Source organism: Mycobacterium farcinogenes (assembly GCF_019739075.1).
Lineage (GTDB): Bacteria > Actinomycetota > Actinomycetes > Mycobacteriales > Mycobacteriaceae > Mycobacterium > Mycobacterium senegalense.
In genome coordinates this window covers 4,884,306-4,903,841 of the sequence record NZ_CP081673.1, presented here as the reverse complement: position 1 = coordinate 4,903,841, position 19,536 = coordinate 4,884,306, and the positions used below count along the sequence as shown (strand labels likewise).

Sequence of the window (19,536 nt, the reverse complement as noted above, 5' to 3'; positions counted from 1 at the left end):
CCGGCAATAGTCCGACGCGCGGCGGGTGACGGGCATCACCCCGTTGGCCAGGATTGCGGTGCAGCCCGCAACAGACAAGGAGGCCGGCATGGCCATCATCGACCCGACCAAGACCTGGGTTCCCCTGGAAGAACGCCTGGCCGTCACCACCAACGAGCGACACCGGCAAGCGCTCAGCATCGTCCTCGAGCACATGAAGGCCGAGGCCGAGCCCGACCTGGAACGGCTCATGGCGACTCTGAGTCCCAACCCGGACTACCACTTCTGGTACGCCAATGCCGATATGGGACCCAAGACCACCGAGGGGGTGCGCGCCTACTACGAGGCATTCGTGGCCAGCGGTGCGAACCACCTCGTTCTCGAGATCGATCGCCTTGCGGTCGACGATGATCTGGTGATGACAGAAGGCTGGATGAAGATGATCTATCCGGGAGCGGCCGCCCAGGCGATCGGCGTCGAGGTCGACGACCCCGACGGCGACTACCTGCTGGTGTTCCGTCAGCTGATCAACTGGCCGATCGATGCCGACGGCCTGATCCTCGGTGAGGACGCCTACCAGACCGGTCCGGTGAGCGTGACCAAGCTGAGCTCCGAAGACCTGCCGCAGGCCTACATCGACCAGAAGCGCGCCGCCGCCCAAGCCAATGCCTGAGGCCCGGACCGATATCGCGTCGCTGCTGCTGGATCGGGTCGGTGACCAACACCTCGGCCTGCGCACCCGTGAGGCGGACTGGACATGGGACGAGGTGGTCGCCGAGTCCGCCGCACGCGGTGCGCTGGCACAGGAGATGCGGGTAGCCGGCCCGTTTCACGTCGGCGTGCTGCTGGACAACGTGCCGGACTTCGTGTTCTGGCTGGGCGGCGCCGCCCTGGCCGGGGCGAGCATCGTCGGCATCAACCCGACCCGTGGCGCCGCGGAGATGGCAGCCGAAATCCGGCTTGCCGATTGCCAATTGATCGTCACTGACGCCGCAGGGGCCGAGCGGTTGCGGAGCCTGGACCTGGGCCTGGAACCCGACCGGATCCTGGTGGTCGACGACCCGGCCTACCAAGACGCGATTTGTGCACGAAAACCCGCGGTAGGCGCGGAGAATCGTGCACAAATCGCGGCGGCGCCCGGGGTGGGCGAGGACTCGCTCATGCTGCTGCTGTTCACCTCGGGAACGACGGGAGCCTCCAAGGCGGTCATCTGCAGCCAAGGCCGACTGACCCGCATCGCGTACGCGGCCGCCGAGAAGTTCGGCCACGTGCGCCAGGACGTCGAGTACTGCTGCATGCCGCTGTTCCACGGCAACGCCATCATGGCGCTGTGGGCACCGGCGTTGTCTGTGGGGGCGACGGTCTGTCTGACGCCATCGTTCTCGGCGTCCGGGTTCCTGCCCGACGTGCGCTACTTCGGTGCCACGTTCTTCACCTACGTGGGCAAGGCCCTCGGTTACCTGATGGCCACGCCGGAACAGCCCGACGATGCGGACAATCCGCTGGTCCGAGGCTTCGGCACCGAGGCCTCGCCTGACGACCAGAACGAGTTCCGGCGCCGCTTCGGCGCCGAACTGTTCGAAGGTTACGGCTCCAGCGAAGGCGGCGGGGCTGTGGTGCTCGCCCCCGACATGCCGCCGGGTGCACTCGGCCGGCCGGCGCATCAGGGCGTCGCGATCGTCGACCCCGACTCGCTCAAGGACTGTGTGCCAGCGGTTTTCGATCAGCACGGCCGCGTTCTCAACCCCGACGACGCGGTGGGGGAGATCGTCGACAAGTTCGGCACCCGCACGTTCGAGGGCTACTACCGCAATGACGAGGCCAACGCCGAACGCATCCGCAACGGCTGGTACTGGACGGGTGATCTGGGCTATCTCGACGAGCAGGGGTTCATCTACTTCGCCGGGCGGCGCGGCGACTGGATCCGGGTGGACGGCGAGAACACCTCGGCACTCAACATCGAGCGGGTGCTGCGCCGGCACCCCGAGGTGGTGGCCGCCGGTGTGTACGCGGTGCCCGATCCGCGATCGGGTGATCAGGTGATGGCCGCCATCGAGGTGGCCGATCCCGACGGGTTCGACGCCGCGGCGTTCGTGGACTACCTGGTCGACCAGGAAGACCTGGGTACCAAGGGAATTCCGCGGTTCCTCCGGGTGTCGAAGAACCTGCCCGTCACCGGCTCCAACAAGGTGCTCAAACGGGAACTGCAGACACAGCGGTGGCACACCGACGAGGTGGTGTACCGGTGGGCGGGACGCGGAACGCCCGTGTATCGGGCCATGGGTGACGATGACAAGCAGTCGTTGGACGCCGAGTTCGCGCAGTATGGGAGGCAGCGTTACCTATGAAGTGGGATGACCAGTGTGACGTACTGATCGCCGGGTCGGGTGGTGGCGGCGTGGCCGGTGCCTACACTGCGGCCCGCGAAGGTCTGTCGGTGATCCTGGTCGAGGCCAGCGACAAATTCGGCGGCACCACGGCGTATTCCGGTGGTGGCGGGGTGTGGTTCCCGTGCAACCCGGTGCTCACCCGCGCCGGCACCGACGACACCATCGAGGATGCCCTGGAGTACTACCACGCCGTCGTCGGCGACCGCACTCCGCGGGACCTGCAAGAGACCTATGTCCGCGGCGGCGCCGGGCTGATCGAGTATCTGGAAGCCGATGACAATCTGAAGTTCGCGCCGATGCCGTGGCCCGACTATTTCGGCAAGGCGCCCAAGGCCCGCACCGACGGTCAGCGTCACATCGCCGCCCGGCCACTCAAGGTGGAGAAGGCCCCGCACCTGCGCGAGCTGGTGCGCGGCCCGCTGGATGCCGACCGGCTCGGCGCCGAACAGCCCGACGACTACTTCATCGGCGGCCGGGCCTTGATCGCCCGCTTCCTGAAAGCCATTGAGCAGTACCCGAATACGTCACTTCGGCTGAACACTGCGCTGGTGGAGTTGGTGGTCGAGGACGGCGCGGTGACCGGCGCGATCGTCGAATCCGACGGTGAGCGCCGGGCCATCCGGGTCCGCCGCGGTGTGCTGCTGGCCGCGGGCGGCTTCGAGGGCAACGACGAGCTGCGCCGCGAATACGGCGTGCCGGGCGTCGCCCGCGACACCATGGGGCCGCCGGCCAACCTCGGGCACGCCCATCAGGCCGCGATGGCCGTCGGTGCCGACGTCGATCTGATGGACCAGGCCTGGTGGTCGCCGGGCCTGACCCATCCGGACGGGCGCTCGGCGTTCGCCCTGTGGTTCACCGGCGGCATCTTCGTCGACCAGAACGGGCAGCGGTTCGTCAACGAGTCGGCGGCCTATGACCGCATCGGCCGCGCGATCCTGCCGCGGCTGGCCGACGGTTCGATGACGTTGCCGTACTGGATGATCTACGACGACCGGGAAGGTGAGATCCCACCCGTCAAGGCCACCAACGTCTCGATGGTCGACACCCAGCAGTACATCGACGCGGGGCTCTGGCACACCGCTGACACGCTGGAAGAGCTGGCAGCCAAGATCGGCGTCCCCGCCGAGAACCTGACAGCCACCGTCGAACGCTTCAACACCTTCGTCGCCTCGGGCACCGACGAGGATTTCGGTCGCGGTGACGAGGCCTACGACCGGGCCTTCTCCGGCGGCGCGTCGCCACTCGTCGCGATCGAGAACGGCCCGTTCCACGCCGCGGCTTTCGGCATCTCCGACCTCGGCACCAAGGGCGGCCTGCGTACCGACACCGCGGCCCGGGTACTCGACACCGACGGTCGGGTGATCGCCGGACTGTACGCCGCGGGCAACACGATGGCCGCCCCGAGCGGCACCGCCTACCCGGGCGGCGGAAATCCGATCGGAACGAGCATGCTGTTCAGCCACCTGGCGGTGAAAGACATGTTAGGCAGGAACCCATGAGTGACATCCGGGAAATCGACGCCGGCACGGAGATGACGCGGTTCGCCCGCGGCTGGCACTGCGTCGGCCTCGCTGACACGTTCCGCGACGGGCAGCCGCACGGCATCAACGCCTTCGGCGGCAAGCTCGTCGTCTATGCCGACTCCGCCGGCGAACTGCACGTCCTCGACTCGTACTGCAGGCACATGGGCGGTGACCTGTCGATGGGTACGGTCAAGGACGACAACCTGGCCTGCCCGTTCCACGACTGGCGATGGGGCGGCGACGGAAAATGCAAGCTGGTGCCGTACGCCAAGCGCACCCCGCGGCTGGCGCGCACCCGCAAATGGCACACCTGTGAGGTGAACGGTCAGCTGCTGGTCTGGCACGACCCGGAAGGCTCCACCCCGACCGACGAGCTGATCCCGCCCACCATTGAGGGCTACGAGGACGGCATCTGGTCGCCGTGGCAATGGAATTCGATCCTCATCGAGGGTTCGCACTGCCGGGAGATCGTCGACAACAACGTCGACATGGCGCACTTCTTCTACATTCACCACGCTTACCCGACGTACTTCAAGAATGTCATCGAAGGCCATACCGCCAGCCAGTTCATGGAGTCCAAGCCGCGCCCCGACTACGCCACCCGCGAACTTTGGGACGGCACCTATCTGCGTTCGGAGGCAACGTATTTCGGCCCCGCATACATGATCAACTGGCTGCACAACGACCTCGCCCCGGACTTCACCGTCGAGGTCGCCCTGATCAACTGCCACTACCCGGTGACGCACAACTCGTTCGTGTTGCAGTGGGGAGTCGCGGTTCAACGGAATCCCGGCCTGCCCGGGGAAAAGGCCGCGAAGCTCGCCGCTGCGATGAGCCGGTCTTTCGGTGACGGCTTCATGGAAGACGTCGAGATCTGGAAGAACAAGACGCGCATCGACAATCCGCTGCTGACCGAGGAGGACGGCCCGGTCTACCACCATCGCCGGTGGTACGAGCAGTTCTACGTCGATGTCGCCGACGTCGCGCCGGACATGACGGCGCGTTTCGAGCAAGAGGTCGACACCACGCACGCCAACGAACTGTGGCATGAGGAGGTCGCGGCCAACCTGGCGAAGCGGTAACCGGCCCCAGGTGCGAATAAGCTGACGCCCCATGGATGATCGCCGGCCGAACCGCCCACCGCTCGATGTCGTCGCCCTACGCGCCGGGTTGAGCGAGCCCTGGCGCCGTCTCGACGTCGTCGAGGAAACCGGATCCACCAACGCCGACCTGCTGGCCCGGGCGGCCGGCGGCGAGGCGATCGGGGGCGCGGTGTTGCTGGCCGAGTACCAGAACGCCGGCCGCGGCAGACACGGCAGGCAGTGGTCGGCGCCGCCCCGGTCGCAGTTGGCGTTGTCGGTCGGGGTCGACGCGTCGGGGGTGCCCGCGGACAGTTGGGGTTGGCTGCCGCTGGCCACCGGCGTCGCTGTCGTCGACGCCGTCGCCGAGGTCACCGGCGTGCGGGTCGGGTTGAAATGGCCGAACGACGTTCTGGTGGGCCCGGCCGGCGGGAAACTGGCGGGAATTCTGGCCGAGGTGGCGTCGCCGGCGCCGGTCGTCGTGGTCGGGCTCGGCCTCAACGTGTCGATGACCGCCGAGGAGGCCCCAGATGCGCGGGCCACCTCGCTGTCGCAGCTCGGTGCGGGCACGGTGGACCGCAACCCGCTGGCGCGGGCGTTGCTCCGGCATCTGGCGGTGCGGTTCGAGGGCTGGCGCGCTTCGGACCCGAAGCTGGCCGCCGACTACCGCGCCCGCAGCGTCACCATCGGCAGCGGGGTCCGCGCGATCCTTCCCGGGGACAACGAGCTGGTGGGCACGGCCGTTGACGTCGATGCGGTCGGGCGGCTGATCATCGACACCGGCACGGAACTGGTCACGGTGTCGGCCGGTGACATCACCCACCTGCGGCCAGATCAGCCGTAGAGTGCTGCCGTGGGGTACCCGGAAAATGTGCTGGCCGCCGAAGAGCAGGTGGTCCTGCATCGGCATCCGCATTGGAAACGCCTGATCGGTGCGGTTCTCGTCCTTCTTCTGATCACCGCGGCATCGGCGTTCGTCGCTGCCGTGGTCAACGCCATGGACTGGCAGGCGACCGCCAAGAACGTACTTTTCATCGTGATCGGCGCGATCTGGCTCATCGTGGTCGGCTGGCTGACGGTGTGGCCGTTCCTGAACTGGTGGACAACGCACTTCGTCATCACCGATCGGCGCGTGATGTTCCGGCACGGCCTGCTGACCCGCTCGGGCATCGATATCCCGCTCGCACGGATCAACAGCGTGGAATTCCGCCATGGGCTGACCGACCGGATGCTGCGCACCGGCACGCTGATCATCGAATCGGCGTCGCAGGATCCCTTGGAATTCCACGACATTCCGCGCGTAGAGCAGGTGCACTCACTGCTGTATCACGAAGTCTTCGACACCCTGGGGTCCGAGGAGTCGCCGAGCTGACGCGCCTTCGCGCGGCGCCCCGGCCGCCGCAGCGGGGTGACCGTGGCGGACTTGCGCTCGGAGTGTTCCTCGAGGGCTTCGACGAAGCCGCCGCCGGTGAGCGTCGACTCCAGCGCCAGATCGGGCTTGTCGACGAACTCGTCGGGAAACACCCAGCGGCGAAATGCCCAGAACCGGAACGCCATCTGCAGCAGGTTGCCCAGGATGTAGGCCGAGATGAAGTCGGCGATGTTCTCGACGGTGAGCGAGACCTCGGGGACCCGCAGACCCAGCACGTAGCTGGAGAAGTACAACGGCAGCATCGACAGCAGCACGCCGACGCCGCTGAACGCGAAGAACAGCAGAGCCTCGTGGTGGCGCTCCCGGCCACCGCGGTTCTGGAAGCTCCATTCCCGGTTGAGGATGTAGGAGGCGATGACCGCGACGATGCCGGCGATGATCTTGGCGGTGACGGGCTTGGGCTCGAGCACCGTGAGCTTGAGGGTGTAGAAGATCGCCGAATCGATGACAAACGTCGTCGCCCCGACGATCGCGAACTTGATCAGTTCGTGATGCCGCTCGGCGTAGGGACGGACGAATCGCGGCAATCGAGCGATTGTCGCATCGGCGAAGGACACAGCTAGGCAGTGTACGTAAATGCCGGTGCCGATGCCGCATCCCTGCGGACTCGGGAGCTTAACCGCAGGTCAATGCGCCGGTCATGACGAGGACACGAATCGGCGCATGACACCATAGAGGGCGTGCCGACAACTCCGAAGACGCCGCCTTCGCCCGTGAGCGGGCGTAATCCCACAGTGGCCATGATCGGCGGAGGCCAGCTCGCGAGGATGACGCATCAGGCGGCCATCGCGCTCGGGCAGACCCTGCGGGTGCTGTCCGCCGGGCCGGACGAATCCGCCGCGCAGGTCACTCCCGACGTGGTCATCGGTTCCCACACCGACCTGGACGCACTGCGCCAGGCGGCGGCCGGCGCAGCAGTGCTGACGTTCGATCACGAGCACGTACCCACTGAGCACCTGGAGACCCTGGTGGCCGAAGGGGTGACGGTCAACCCGCCGCCGCAGGCCCTGGTGCATGCCCAGGACAAGCTGCTGATGCGCCGCAAGCTGCACAGCCTGGGTGCGCCGGTGCCGCGCTTCGCCGAGATCACCTCGGTCGCCGACGTCGAGGAGTTCGTGGCCGAGATCGACGGCCCGGTGGTGATCAAGACCGTTCGCGGCGGCTACGACGGCAAGGGCGTGGTGATGGCCGACGACCTGGCGGCCGCGCGTGAGGTGGTGGCCGGTTACCTGGCCGACGGGGTCCCGGTGATGGCGGAGGAACGTGTCGCGATGCGCCGTGAACTCGCCGCGCTGGTGGCCCGCTCGCCGTTCGGGCAGGGCGCGGCCTGGCCCGTGGTCGAAACCGTCCAGCGCGACGGCATCTGCGTCGAGGTGTACGCCCCGGCGCCCGGGCTGTCCGACGAACTGGGTTCTGCCGCACAGGAACTCGGCCTGCGAGTGGCCAATGAGCTGGGTGTGGTCGGGGTACTTGCCGTGGAGTTGTTCGAGACGGTCGACGGCACACTGCTGGTCAACGAGTTGGCCATGCGCCCGCACAACTCTGGGCACTGGACCATGAACGGCGCGGTCACCAGCCAGTTCGAACAGCATCTGCGGGCGGTCCTGGATTACCCGCTCGGCGACACCTCGGCCATCGCGCCCGCTGCGGTGATGGCCAATGTGCTCGGCGCGCCCCAGGCCCCGGCGATGTCGATGGACGAGCGGCTGCATCACCTGTTCGCGCGGATCCCCGACGCGAAGGTGCACCTGTACGGCAAGGGCGAGCGGCCCGGACGAAAACTCGGGCACGTCAACATCATCGGCACGGATATGGACGAACTCCGCGAGCGTGCGGTGCGGGCCGCACACTGGTTGTCGCACGGCGAGTGGACCGACGGATGGGATGAACACGGTGACTGACGAGGCGACTTCGGGTCCCAGGGTCGGACTCATCATGGGCAGCGACAGCGACTGGTCGGTGATGTCCGACGCAGCCGACGCGCTCGCCGAGTTCGAGGTGCCGTTCGAGGTCGGTGTGGTCTCGGCGCACCGCACTCCGCAACGCATGCTCGACTACGCCAAGACCGCCGCGGGCCGGGGTGTCGAGGTGATCATCGCCGGAGCGGGAGGGGCCGCACACCTGCCCGGCATGGTCGCGTCTGCCACCCCGCTTCCGGTGATCGGGGTTCCGGTGCCGCTGGCCCGCCTCGACGGCCTGGACTCATTGCTGTCCATCGTGCAGATGCCGGCCGGAGTCCCGGTGGCCACGGTTTCGATCGGTGGCGCACGTAATGCGGGCCTGCTGGCCGTGCGGATCCTGGGTTCGGCCGATGCCGCGCTGCAGGCTCGGATGGCGAAGTTCCAGGCGGACCTGGAAACCATGGTGTTGGCCAAGGACGCTGCCTTGCGTGATCGCCTGTTGGGCGCCGACTAGAGCCGGCCTGAGTCAGTCGCCGATCAGCTCGCGAATCCGGGGCGTCAGGGATTCGATCGGTTCATCGGTGGACATCACCACGACCGCGGTGCGGCTGCTGCCGCCCCGGTAGATCGGCCAGGTCGCGGCCAGCGCTTCGGCGAGGTCCGACCGTGGGTTGGCCGAATCGCCGCGCAGCCATCGCCGCAGCACGTGGTTGTGGGCCGCGACCACGGCGTTGGCGAAGAGTTCGGCGCGCAGATCCGCCGTCCAATCTCCGGTCTGCGCGGCCCGCAGGTGCCGGGTGAACAGCCGGACATACCGTGACACCACGGCCGTTTCGAAGTCGCGCAGCGCGGGCACCGAGCGGGTGAGCCGGTACCGCGTCCGCGCGCGCTCGCCCTCGGCGAGGTAGTTCTCGAACACCGACGTGGTTGCCACGGCGATGACTTCGGCGGGCAGCGCTTCGGCCGGTGCGTTCGACAGTCTCTCGTCGGCGCGGCGCAGCAACGCCTCGTGATCCGGGAAGATCAACGCCTCTTTCGACCCGAACTGACGAAACGCGGTGGTGCGTCCGACCCCCGCCCGCGCTGCGATGTCATCGACGCTGGCGGCCTCGTAGCCACGTTCTTCGAACAGATCGAATGCCGCGCTCACCAGACGCTCCCGGGTACTGGGCAGGTCGGTCATTGGGCGCACCTCCTCGGGTACTGAGTTCCGATGGTATGGTACTGAGTACCAAAAGTAGCAGGGCGATGTACTCGAAGTGCAGTCCGGGCACGATTGAACCAAGAGAGCTAAGGAGAAGATCATGGCTGGCTGGGGCGGTAACCCATCTTTCGATCTATTTCAGCTGCCGGAGGAGCACCAGGAGCTTCGGGCGGCGATTCGCGCGCTTGCGGAGAAGGAGATCGCTCCGCACGCCGCCGACGTCGACGAGAACGCACGCTTCCCGGAGGAAGCCCTGCAGGCTCTGAACGCCTCGGGCTTCAACGCGATCCACGTGCCGGAGGAGTACGGCGGCCAGGGCGCGGACTCGGTCGCGGCCTGCATCGTGATCGAGGAAGTGGCCCGGGTGGACTGCTCGGCCTCGCTGATCCCGGCGGTGAACAAGCTCGGCACCATGGGCCTGATCCTGCGCGGCTCCGACGAGCTCAAGAAGCAGGTGCTGCCGTCGCTGGCCTCCGGCGAGGCGATGGCTTCCTACGCGCTGTCCGAGCGTGAGGCGGGCAGTGACGCGGCCGGTATGCGCACCCGCGCGAAGGCCGACGGCGACGACTGGATCCTCAACGGCACCAAGTGCTGGATCACCAACGGCGGCAAGTCGACCTGGTACACCGTGATGGCGGTAACCGATCCCGACAAGGGCGCCAACGGCATCTCGGCGTTCGTCGTGCACAAGGACGACGAAGGCTTCAGCGTCGGCCCCAAGGAGCGCAAGCTCGGGATCAAGGGCAGCCCGACCACCGAGCTCTACTTCGAGAACTGCCGCATCCCGGGCGACCGGATCATCGGTGAGCCGGGAACCGGCTTCAAGACCGCCCTGGCGACCTTGGACCACACCCGCCCGACCATCGGCGCGCAGGCCGTCGGTATCGCCCAGGGTGCGCTGGACGCGGCGATCGCCTACACCAAGGACCGCAAGCAGTTCGGAACCGCCATCGCCGATTTCCAGGCCGTGCAGTTCATGCTGGCCGACATGGCGATGAAGCTGGAGGCCGCACGCCTGATGGTCTACCACGCCGCGGCACGTGCCGAGCGGGGCGAGACCAACCTCGGCTTCATCTCGGCGGCGAGCAAGTGCTTTGCCTCCGATGTGGCCATGGAGGTCACCACCGATGCCGTGCAGCTGTTCGGCGGTGCCGGCTACACCGTGGACTTCCCGGTCGAGCGGATGATGCGCGATGCCAAGATCACCCAGATCTACGAGGGCACCAACCAGATCCAGCGCGTGGTGATGAGCCGCGCCCTGCTCAAGTAGCCTGCGCGAGAAAGTCCCCCGCAAGCGGGCGGTACCCCAGTGAAAACCCCCTTTTTCCTTGGAAATCGGGGGTTTTCACCTCTTCTGGGCAAAAGAACTCAGCCGCGGGTGACCTTCTCGGTAGTGCGACGCCGATCCTGAGTATCGGGATCGGGATTGGTCACCTGAACCAGTGACGCGCCGGCGGCGAACACCGCCAGCAGGTTCTGCACGAGCTCATCGGGGGTGTTCCAGGATGCGGTGCTCAGCACCCGGTCGGAACCGGTGAAACCCTGTGCCGCAGCGGCATTGTGGGCCGCTTCGAGCACCTCGGCGACCGATTGCCCGGCCAGCGCCGGACCCGGAACGCGTTCGGGCACAATCTGATCGCCGTGCACGCGCACCGCGGTCGCGTAGTCGGTGACGCCGATGGGCAGGTCGGCGGCCGGCTTGCCGAACGGATCCAGCGACAGCACCGCGACCTCGCCCCCGGCGACCGCGTCGTCGGCTTCGTCGAGCCGGTCGCGCGTGCACAGGGCGATGTCGGCGGGATTGTCGGAACCACCGCCCAGCACCACCTCGGCGCCGATCCACCAGACCCCGAACAGCACCGCGGCGGTCTGCCAATGCGCGGGCAGCAGCACCGCCACCCGGGTGCCCGGGCCCGCGCCCATCTCGTCGCGCAACAGGTTGGCGGTCTTGGCGGCCCAGTTGGCCATGGTCACCGTCGACAGCTCGATCCGCTCACCGGTCGCGTCGTCGTAATAGGTGATCCGTGGGCCGGCCGGGTCCGCTGCCAACAACGGATCCAGCACCGCGGCGCTGACTGTGCTCATAGCCTTGGTTCTACTCGAAGAGGATCAGTTCACACACTTGGGATCGTCCGACCCGGCGTTGAGGATCGGCGACGGCGGTGGGGGCGGACTCTGTTCGCCGGTGTCGCTGTAGGTGTCGCCGGCCGCAGCCGGATCGACGATGCCCGCGGACGGATCCATCCCGTCAGAGCCGGGACCGGTGTAGTCGGCGGCCAGCACCACCCGCACCGCACCGGCCGGCAACGTCGCATCCTCGTTGACCGGCAGCCCGCCGAGATCCTTCGACACGGCCTGTGCGCCGAGGTCGTCGCTCTTGGCGGCCAGCACTTGGCTGGTCGCCGGCGGGGCACCTTCGTGGTTGCCGGTGGCGCCGGGCACGAAGCCCTTGTTGGTCAGCACCTGGGACACCGCGGCCGCCAGGCCGTTGATGTCGGTGCCGTTGACCACCTCGACGGTGGTGTTCTCCGGGGAGTAGCTGAGCTGCTCGGTCTTGCCTTCGTCCTGGTCCTGAAGCAGGCTCGAAACCCACTGGTGCACTTCGTCGGGATCCACCCGGACCACGCTCTGCATGCCGTCGTCGCTCCAGCCGTCCTCACGCAGGATCGGGATGGTCGCGAACGCCACGCTGCCGGCGGCCAGCTTCTGCAGCTGCTCGACGAAGTTCATGATGTCCCAGCCGTCGGAGATCACCACCGAGCGCTGCACGGCATCCTGCAGCCGCCCCAGCGTTCCCGGGCTGGACAGCGTTTTGCTGGAGATCACCTCGTGGGCCAGCGAGGCCATCACCGACTGCTGGCGGGTCACCCGGTCCAGGTCACCGCGCGGCAGGTCATGACGCTGCCGAACGAAACTCAGCGCCTGCGGACCACTGAGCTTCTGCCAACCGGCCGGGAAATCGGCACCCGAAAGCGGTTCGTACACAGCGTCTTTGAGACACACGTTGACGCCGCCCAGGGCATCGGTGATCAGCGCGAAGCCGAGCAGCCCGATTTCGGCGTAGTGGTCGACGGTGACACCGGTGAGCCCGGCGACGGTCTGGATCAGTTCCTCACGGGCCGCCTCGGTGGCCTTGGGCTCGGCGACGGCCGGGTCTTCGCCCTCGACCTCCACGAGCTGCTTCATCCGGTCCAGCTTGACGTCGCCGAACACGCCGTTGATCTTCATCTTTCCCCAACCCGGCGCTTCGACATACGAATCACGGGGGATGGAGATGGCGGTGGCCGACTTCCCGTTGTTCGGGATACGGATCAGGATGATGGTGTCGGTGTTGGTCGAGACGTCGTCACCGGCGCGCAGCGTCTCCAACTCCTCGGCCGACAGCGGGTTGCCGTGCGCATCGGTACGGCTGTCCATACCGACCAGCAGGATGTCGATGGCGCCGTCCTCGCCGCCGCCGCCGAGAGCGGCGGAACTGATGTGGTTGATGCCGGATTCAAAGGAGCGGATCTGAGTCCAGGCCACCCCAGTTCCGAGCACCACGACCGACGCCGTGGCGACAGCGAGGGAGCGAAGGAGGGGGAAAGGCACCTGCCCAGGCTACTTGCGCCCCGGACGTGAGCCGGGTAACGCGGACCGGCGTGCCAGACTCGGCTCATGGCGCAACGGATTGTGATCACCGGGGCCGGAGGCATGGTCGGGCAGGTATTAGCTGATCAGGCGCGCTCCGAAGGCCGGAACGTGCTGGCCCTGACCTCTGCCGAATGTGATGTCACCAACGTCGACACGGTGCGGGGGTTCGTCGAGCCCGGCGACGTGGTGATCAATTGCGCGGCATACACGCAGGTGGATGCCGCCGAGTCCGACCCAGACAGGGCCTTGGCCGTCAACGCCTCGGGTCCCGGCAACCTCGCGACCGTGTGCGCGCGTGCCGGCGCCGAGTTGGTGCACATCTCCACCGACTACGTCTTCGGCGCATCCGCGCAACGTCGCACCCCGTATGAGATCGACGACGAAACGGGGCCGGTCAACGTCTATGGCCAGACCAAGCTGGCCGGGGAGCGGGCCGTGCTGGCCGCCAAACCCGATGCCTATGTCGTCCGCACCGCCTGGGTGTACCGCGGCGGCGACGGGAAAGACTTCGTGGCGACCATGCGCAGGTTGGCGGCCGGGGACGGTCCGGTCGACGTGGTCGCCGACCAGATCGGGTCGCCGACCTACACCGGCGACCTGGTGTCGGCGTTGCTGCAGATCGCCGACGGCGGCGTGCGGCCCGGCTTGCTGCACGCCGCCAACACCGGCCAGGCCAGCCGGTTCGACCAGGCACGCGAGACTTTCGCCGCGGTAGGTGCCGATCCCGAGCGGGTCCGGCCGGTCGGCAGTGACCGCCACCCACGGCCCGCGCCCCGCCCGGCATACACCGTCCTTTCCTCACTTCGGTCCGCCGAGGCCGGCCTGACCCCGTTGCCAGATTGGCGGGAAGCCCTGGTGGCAGCGGTGGAAAAAGAGCGCCCGGCCGGCCCGCTACCCTCTACGCCGTGACTGAGGATGCGGCCCGCCCGCTCGTTGTGGTGACGGTGACGTATTCGCCGGGCGCACACCTGGACCGTTTCCTGGCCTCTCTGTCCCTGGCCACCGATCGGCCGGTGAAAGTCATCATGGCCGACAACGGCTCGACCGACGGCGCACCCGAACAGGCCGAAAAGCGCTACCCCAACGCGCATCTGCTGCCCACCGGCAGCAACCTGGGTTACGGCAGCGCGGTCAACCGCGGCGCCCGGCAGATATCGGATGCGGAGTGCTCGGAGTTTTTCATCGTCGCCAACCCGGACGTGCAGTGGGGACCCCACTCCATCGACCTGTTGCTCGACGCGGCCCAGCGGTGGCCGCGGGCCGGGGCGCTCGGGCCGCTGGTGCGCGACCCCGACGGGTCGGTCTACCCGTCGGCGCGCCATCAGCCCAGCCTGGTCCGCGGTGGCATGCACGCCGTCGTCGGACCGTTCTGGAAGTCGAATCCGTGGACGGCGGCCTACCGCCAGGATCGCCAAGAACCCAGTGAGCGCGAGGTCGGCTGGCTGTCCGGATCGTGCCTGCTGGTGCGCCGCGCCGCCTTCGACGCCGTCGGTGGGTTCGACGAGCGCTACTTCATGTACATGGAGGATGTCGACCTCGGCGACCGGATCGCCCGGGCCGGGTGGCAGAACGTGTATGTGCCGTCGGCGGAGGTACTGCACCACAAGGGGCACTCCACCGGCCGCGACCCGGCACGCAACTTGGCCGCCCATCACCGCAGTACCTACACTTTCTTGGCTGATCGATACCCGGCGGTCTGGCAGGCGCCGTTACGGTGGACGATCCGAGGCGCGCTGGCGGCGCGTGCGGGCCTGGTGGTCGGTAGTTCTCGACGTAAACAGGGGAAAGGGCACTGACGTGATCAATCCCGCGGAGGTGGACGCTGTCGTCCTCGTCGGTGGCCGAGGAACGCGGCTGCGGCCGTTGACACTGTCGGCGCCCAAGCCGATGCTGCCGACGGCGGGCGTCCCGTTTCTGACCCATCTGCTGGCTCGCATCGCCGAGGCCGGCCTCAAGCATGTGGTGATGGGAACCTCGTACAAGGCAGAGGTTTTCGAGGAGGCGTTCGGTGACGGCTCCGACCTCGGGCTCGAAATCGAATACGTCACCGAGACCGAGGCGCTCGGCACCGGTGGTGCCATCGCCAATGTGGCGGACAAGCTGCGCTACGACACGGCCATGGTGTTCAACGGTGACGTGCTGTCGGCCGCAGACCTCAGCGCGCTGCTGGAGTCGCATGACGCTCATGGGGCCGATCTGACACTGCATCTGGTACGGGTCAGCGATCCGCGTGCGTTCGGCTGCGTGCCCACCGATGCCGACGGCCGCGTGACGGCGTTCCTGGAGAAGACCCAGGATCCGCCCACCGACCAGATCAATGCCGGCTGCTATGTGTTCAAAAAGCATGTCATCGACCAGATTCCGAAAGGCCGGCCGGTGTCGGTCGAACGCGAGGTGTTCCCCGGTCTGCTCACCGACGGGCTGAAGGTGTGCGGATACGTCGACGCCTCCTACTGGCGCGACATGGGTACGCCCGAGGATTTCGTCCGCGGTTCGGCCGATCTGGTTCGTGGCATCGCACCGTCACCGGCACTGGGCGGCCAGCGCGGTGAATCCCTGGTCCACGAAGGCGCGGCGGTCGCTCCCGGCGCCTTGTTGATCGGCGGCACCGTGGTGGGCCGCGGCGCGGAGATCGGCGCCGGCGCACGCCTTGACGGGGCGGTGATCTTCGACGGCGTACGCGTGGAAGCCGGTGCGGTGATCGAACGTTCGATCGTCGGCTTCGGCGCACGGATCGGCCCACGAGCGCTGATCCGCGATGGCGTGATCGGTGACGGCGCCGACATCGGTGCCCGATGCGAACTGCTGCGCGGCGCCCGGGTGTGGCCGGGAGTCAACATTCCCGACGGCGGTATCCGCTACTCCACTGACGTCTGAGCCGGCGCGCGTACGTCTCGTCATCGACAAAAGTGTGTTTGCCGGGCCTCGCCGCGCCTTAGGATCTTCATCGGGCGAAAGGGGAGGCCATGTCCGACTTCACGTGCAAGGGTCTACGACGCAAGGCGGTGACGCCGGTCGCGGCGTTGTTGGTGCTCGGAGGGGCTCTGGGGGTCACGGCCCCGGAGGCGGCGGCCTGGCCCGTCCCGCTGACCTGGGAGGACAACGCCTACCTCAAGGCCACGCGTGGTGTCTTTCCCGGCGATGACGACCAGTTGTTGCTGGTGGGCCGGGAGATGTGTCGCCTGCTCTACAGCGGCACACCCGCACAGGCCGTGATCGACCAGATGGCGGGCCAGTACGGCGCGACCCAGGATCAGTCCGCGGTGGCGTTGCGTGCGGCTCGCCGCACCTACTGCACGCAGGCGCCTGGTTAGGCCCTTCGCCTCGCCGCGTCGGCGAGCTGCTGGAGGCCGAAGTCGGTGCCTTCGGGCAACGCATCAAGTGGCCACCAGCGGAGGTCCAAAGACTCTTCGCTGCAGGCGATCTCGGCGTCCTCCGGGGCCCGTACCACGAACTGCATGTCGAGGTGGCGGGTCGGCACACCCAGTGAGCAGGTCACCGGGTGCACGTGCAGGGCGGCCAGGTGCGGGTCGATGGTCAACCCGGAGATGCCGGACTCCTCGGTGGCCTCGCGCAGCGCGGCAGCGCCGATATCGAGATCCGTTTCCTCGCAGTGCCCGCCGAGTTGCAGCCAGCGTCCGAAGCGGGGATGCAGGGTGAGCAATGTCTGTGTGCCGGTGTGATCGACGACGAGTGCCGAGCCGGTGATGTGGCCGGGTACGCACGCGCGCAAGCAGGCGTCGGGACGGGCGGCCAGAAACGACAGCACGGCATGACGCAGCGTGTCCTGACCGGGATCAGTTGTATCCCAATGGGTCAGCAGTTCCACGGCCGAGGTGTGCAGACTCTCGGCGCTCACTTCACCACCAGCAGGCCGTCGGTCGAGACCGGGTCGCGAGGAGGTTGCGGGTCGGCGGGGTGACCGATTGCGATGGCCCCCAAGGGTTCCCAGTCGGCAGGCAAGTCGAGTTCCGCACGCACCAGATCGCCGGCGAAGATGGTCGAGCCGATCCAGCAGCTGCCCACCTCGCGCACCGCCAGCGCCACCAGCAGAGCCTGCACGGCCGCGCCGACGGCGACGGTGAACATGGTGTGCTCGGCCTCGGTGCGGGCCGCGTCGGGATAGCTGTGAGCGCCGTCGGGGACCAGGAACGGAATCACCAATTCCGGCGCGTCGTAGAGGATCTGGCCGCGCATGAGGCGTCGTTCGACGGACTCCGGGTCGCGGCCGTCGCCGGTGAGGTCGGTGCGCCACTTGTCTTTCATCCGGTCCAGCAGGCGCATGCGGGTGGCGCCGTCCTGCACCCAGACGAAGCGCACCGGCCGGGTGTGATGTGGCGCGGGCGCGGTGAGGGCCTCGCCGACGGCGGCTTCGATGAGTGCGTGATCGACCTGTTCGTCGGAAAAGGTTCGCACCGAGCGACGCAGGAGCTGGGCTTGGTTGCGTCCCAGCTGGATTGCCTCGGCGGTGCCGAGCCAGAACAAGTCTTCCTCGCCCGCCCGTAGTAACGTGCCCGCGTTGGACCCGTCGTCGGTCAGCTCCAGCCCGCGCACCACCGCGACCGGGATCGCCGTGAGCTTGCCCTTCACCAGATCGGCCGCGGCCGCGATCTCGTCGGCCACAGCCACCTCGGTGACCAGTAATTCGTTACCGTGCCGATCGCGGGCGCCCGCGTAACCGTGCAGCACGGTGAGCCCGGAGGCGCCGATGGCGAAATCGGCCTGGCCGTTGCGCCACGCGCGGCCCATCGTGTCGGTGATCACCACACCGACGGTGACGCCGAGTAGCTCACGCAGGCCTTCGCGCAGCGCCCGGGCACTGCCGTCGGGATCCACCGGAAGCAGGGCCAATTCGTTCGAGTCGACGTTCGAACCGTCCACCCCGGCGGCGGCCTGGACCAGTCCGATGGCGTTCTCGGTGATCAGGGTTCGGCCCTTACGGGCCAGCACCCGGACGGCTTCGGCGTCGATGAGCTTGCGCCGCAAGGTGTCCCGCTCCTCCGGATCGGATGGAGCGGTGACGATGCGGCCTTCGCACTTGGAGACGATCTTACTGGTGACCACCAGCACATCGCCGTCTTTCAGCCACGGTGTCGCCGCGGCGAGCGCGGCGGCCAGGTCATCACCGGGGCGGAACTCCGGAAGCCCTGGTACCGGCAGGATCTCGACGCGGTCGGCAGATCCGTGTTCGGTGCTCACAGCGCGACGCCCGCCAGGTCCAGGCCGGACCGCACCATCTCGGCGGTGGTGGCCGGGTCCGTCATCAGCAGCGGCACCGCGCGTACCTGAACGCCCTCGATATCAGCGTGATCGCCTTCGTGCACCAGCCAGCCGTCCAGGATTCCGGTGCCCGAACGGGCGCCGAAGTGCTGTCCGACGCCTTGTGAGGTGGACTCCACACCGATGATGGACAGGCACTCATCGGCCATGCCGCGCAACGGTTTTCCGTTGATGATGGGGGAGTAGCCGATCACCGGCGCTTTGGTCGAACGCAGTGCGCCACGGATCCCGGGGATCTGCAGGATCGGCCCGATGCTCACGACGGGGTTCGACGGTGCCAGCAACACCACGTCGGCGTCCGCGATCGCCTCGGTGACCCCCGGGGCGGCCGTTGCCTGTTCTGCACCCACGAACGCGAAACTGTGCGAGGGCACCTGCGCGCGGTAGCGCACCCACCATTCCTGAAAGTGGATGGCCCGCCGTTCGCCGTCGGTGGGGTCGGTGACCACCACGTGGGTCTCACTGCGGTCATCGGTGACGGGCAACAACTGTGCCCCCGGTGACCAGCGCTTGCACAATGCCTCGGTGACCTGTGACAACGGGTAGCCGGCGCGCAGCATCTGGGTGCGGACCAGGTGGGTGGCCAGGTCCCGGTCACCCAGGCCGAACCAGTCCGGTTGCACGCCGTAGGCGGCCAGCTCTTCCTTGGCGTGCCAGGTCTCGTTCCGGTGGCCCCAGCCGCGTTCCGGATCGATGCCGCCGCCCAGGGTGTACATGCAGGTGTCGAGGTCGGGGCAGATCCGGACGCCGTGCATCCAGGCGTCGTCGCCGACGTTCACGATCGCGGTGAGTTCATGCTTGCTGTCGCCGCCGGCAAACTGGCCCAGGCCCAACAGGTGCTGTACCCCCAGCAAAAACCGGGCGCCTCCGACGCCGCCGACCAGAACGGTGATCTTCACAACGTCCGACCCTAAGCGCTGAGGGCGCGCGGATGGAAACGACGTCGTCACGGGCAGGACACGCCGATGTCGCGACGCGCCGATTTGACATTACGGGATGGTATGAATTCGCGTCCTGGCGCTTGACCCCGGCAGCTAACACGTGTGTAATCACAGATGTGTCATTTCCCGGTTGGTGACCGATTCCGGTGTCGCGGACCGAGATTCGATCAACTG

The 19,536-nt window shown here is 67.5% G+C and carries 20 protein-coding genes; 13 read left to right on the top strand and 7 right to left on the bottom strand.

The features are described from left to right. Window positions 1-88 precede the first annotated feature (88 nt). From K6L26_RS23290 to K6L26_RS23265, 6 genes are read left to right on the top strand one after another with little or no spacing between them, the layout of a single operon-like run. Window positions 89-652 carry a nuclear transport factor 2 family protein gene (locus tag K6L26_RS23290; protein ID WP_047038117.1) on the top strand — a complete coding sequence of 188 codons (564 nt, stop codon included), beginning with the start codon at window positions 89-91 and terminating at the stop codon, window positions 650-652. After that, complete coding sequence (locus K6L26_RS23285; RefSeq protein ID WP_221851626.1) at window positions 645-2,327, top strand: steroid-22-oyl-CoA synthetase; 1,683 nt, start codon at window positions 645-647, stop codon at window positions 2,325-2,327. Before K6L26_RS23290 ends, K6L26_RS23285 begins: the two co-directional genes overlap by 8 nt. Beyond that, on the top strand, window positions 2,324-3,868 hold the full coding sequence (locus K6L26_RS23280) for an FAD-binding protein (protein ID WP_221851624.1): 1,545 nt from the start codon (window positions 2,324-2,326) through the stop codon (window positions 3,866-3,868). Before K6L26_RS23285 ends, K6L26_RS23280 begins: the two co-directional genes overlap by 4 nt. Next, complete coding sequence (locus K6L26_RS23275) at window positions 3,865-4,974, top strand: 3-ketosteroid-9-alpha-monooxygenase, oxygenase component (protein ID WP_047038061.1); 1,110 nt, start codon at window positions 3,865-3,867, stop codon at window positions 4,972-4,974. Before K6L26_RS23280 ends, K6L26_RS23275 begins: the two co-directional genes overlap by 4 nt. 31 nt (window positions 4,975-5,005) lie before the next feature. Beyond that, entirely contained in the window at window positions 5,006-5,815 is an 810-nt protein-coding gene (locus K6L26_RS23270) for a biotin--[acetyl-CoA-carboxylase] ligase (protein ID WP_221851622.1), read from the top strand. A 9-nt stretch (window positions 5,816-5,824) separates the two neighbouring features. Next, the gene (locus K6L26_RS23265; RefSeq protein ID WP_064895311.1) at window positions 5,825-6,343 is read left to right on the top strand and encodes a PH domain-containing protein; all 519 of its coding nucleotides are present in this window, start codon (window positions 5,825-5,827) and stop codon (window positions 6,341-6,343) included. Here K6L26_RS23265 and K6L26_RS23260 read toward each other — a convergent pair. Further along, window positions 6,298-6,960: a GtrA family protein gene (locus K6L26_RS23260; RefSeq protein ID WP_019346553.1), complete on the bottom strand. Its 663-nt coding sequence runs from the start codon at window positions 6,958-6,960 to the stop codon at window positions 6,298-6,300. The two genes, K6L26_RS23265 and K6L26_RS23260, sit on opposite strands and share 46 nt — an antisense overlap. A gap of 183 nt (window positions 6,961-7,143) precedes the next feature. On the opposite strand from K6L26_RS23260, the gene K6L26_RS23255 reads away from it, so the two are divergent. Together K6L26_RS23255 and purE are read left to right on the top strand one after the other, a co-directional pair. Continuing rightward, window positions 7,144-8,304, top strand: a complete 1,161-nt coding sequence (locus tag K6L26_RS23255; protein WP_036390008.1) for a 5-(carboxyamino)imidazole ribonucleotide synthase — start codon at window positions 7,144-7,146, stop codon at window positions 8,302-8,304. Next, the gene (gene purE, locus K6L26_RS23250) at window positions 8,288-8,818 is read left to right on the top strand and encodes a 5-(carboxyamino)imidazole ribonucleotide mutase (RefSeq protein ID WP_019346551.1); all 531 of its coding nucleotides are present in this window, start codon (window positions 8,288-8,290) and stop codon (window positions 8,816-8,818) included. The genes K6L26_RS23255 and purE overlap by 17 nt, the downstream gene beginning before the upstream one ends. Before the next feature lie 12 nt (window positions 8,819-8,830). Here the strand turns inward: purE and K6L26_RS23245 are convergent, their stop codons facing one another. Beyond that, window positions 8,831-9,487 (bottom strand): TetR/AcrR family transcriptional regulator, encoded by a 657-nt coding sequence (locus K6L26_RS23245; RefSeq protein ID WP_064895310.1) that lies wholly within the window; start codon window positions 9,485-9,487, stop codon window positions 8,831-8,833. A 121-nt stretch (window positions 9,488-9,608) separates the two neighbouring features. On the opposite strand from K6L26_RS23245, the gene K6L26_RS23240 reads away from it, so the two are divergent. Beyond that, window positions 9,609-10,778, top strand: coding sequence for an acyl-CoA dehydrogenase (locus K6L26_RS23240; protein ID WP_019346549.1), 1,170 nt, complete (start codon window positions 9,609-9,611; stop codon window positions 10,776-10,778). Between the two features lie 98 nt (window positions 10,779-10,876). Here K6L26_RS23240 and K6L26_RS23235 read toward each other — a convergent pair whose 3' ends face one another. Next, window positions 10,877-11,593, bottom strand: coding sequence for a TIGR03089 family protein (locus K6L26_RS23235; RefSeq protein WP_036388747.1), 717 nt, complete (start codon window positions 11,591-11,593; stop codon window positions 10,877-10,879). 24 nt (window positions 11,594-11,617) lie between these two features. After that, window positions 11,618-13,099: an LCP family protein gene (locus tag K6L26_RS23230; RefSeq protein ID WP_036388745.1), complete on the bottom strand. Its 1,482-nt coding sequence runs from the start codon at window positions 13,097-13,099 to the stop codon at window positions 11,618-11,620. Window positions 13,100-13,165: 66 nt separating this feature from the next. Between K6L26_RS23230 and rfbD the strand changes: the two genes are divergently transcribed. From rfbD to K6L26_RS23210, 4 genes are all read left to right on the top strand, one after another. Beyond that, complete coding sequence (gene rfbD / locus K6L26_RS23225) at window positions 13,166-14,050, top strand: dTDP-4-dehydrorhamnose reductase (protein WP_221851621.1); 885 nt, start codon at window positions 13,166-13,168, stop codon at window positions 14,048-14,050. Next, on the top strand, window positions 14,047-14,937 hold the full coding sequence (locus K6L26_RS23220; RefSeq protein WP_036388743.1) for a glycosyltransferase family 2 protein: 891 nt from the start codon (window positions 14,047-14,049) through the stop codon (window positions 14,935-14,937). Before rfbD ends, K6L26_RS23220 begins: the two co-directional genes overlap by 4 nt. A gap of 1 nt (window position 14,938) precedes the next feature. Then, window positions 14,939-16,018 carry a mannose-1-phosphate guanylyltransferase gene (locus tag K6L26_RS23215; protein ID WP_019348664.1) on the top strand — a complete coding sequence of 360 codons (1,080 nt, stop codon included), beginning with the start codon at window positions 14,939-14,941 and terminating at the stop codon, window positions 16,016-16,018. A gap of 89 nt (window positions 16,019-16,107) precedes the next feature. Next, window positions 16,108-16,455, top strand: a complete 348-nt coding sequence (locus K6L26_RS23210; protein WP_221851619.1) for a DUF732 domain-containing protein — start codon at window positions 16,108-16,110, stop codon at window positions 16,453-16,455. Here the strand turns inward: K6L26_RS23210 and K6L26_RS23205 are convergent. From K6L26_RS23205 to cofD, 3 genes are read right to left on the bottom strand one after another with little or no spacing between them, the layout of a single operon-like run. Beyond that, window positions 16,452-17,000, bottom strand: coding sequence for an NUDIX hydrolase (locus K6L26_RS23205; RefSeq protein WP_064895296.1), 549 nt, complete (start codon window positions 16,998-17,000; stop codon window positions 16,452-16,454). The genes K6L26_RS23210 and K6L26_RS23205 overlap by 4 nt on opposite strands. Beyond that, window positions 16,997-18,340 (bottom strand): coenzyme F420-0:L-glutamate ligase, encoded by a 1,344-nt coding sequence (locus K6L26_RS23200; protein WP_076213040.1) that lies wholly within the window; start codon window positions 18,338-18,340, stop codon window positions 16,997-16,999. The genes K6L26_RS23205 and K6L26_RS23200 overlap by 4 nt, the downstream gene beginning before the upstream one ends. Continuing rightward, a complete protein-coding gene (gene cofD, locus K6L26_RS23195; protein ID WP_036388739.1) occupies window positions 18,337-19,320 on the bottom strand; it encodes a 2-phospho-L-lactate transferase in 984 nt (327 codons plus the stop codon). The genes K6L26_RS23200 and cofD overlap by 4 nt, the downstream gene beginning before the upstream one ends. Window positions 19,321-19,536 lie beyond the last annotated feature (216 nt).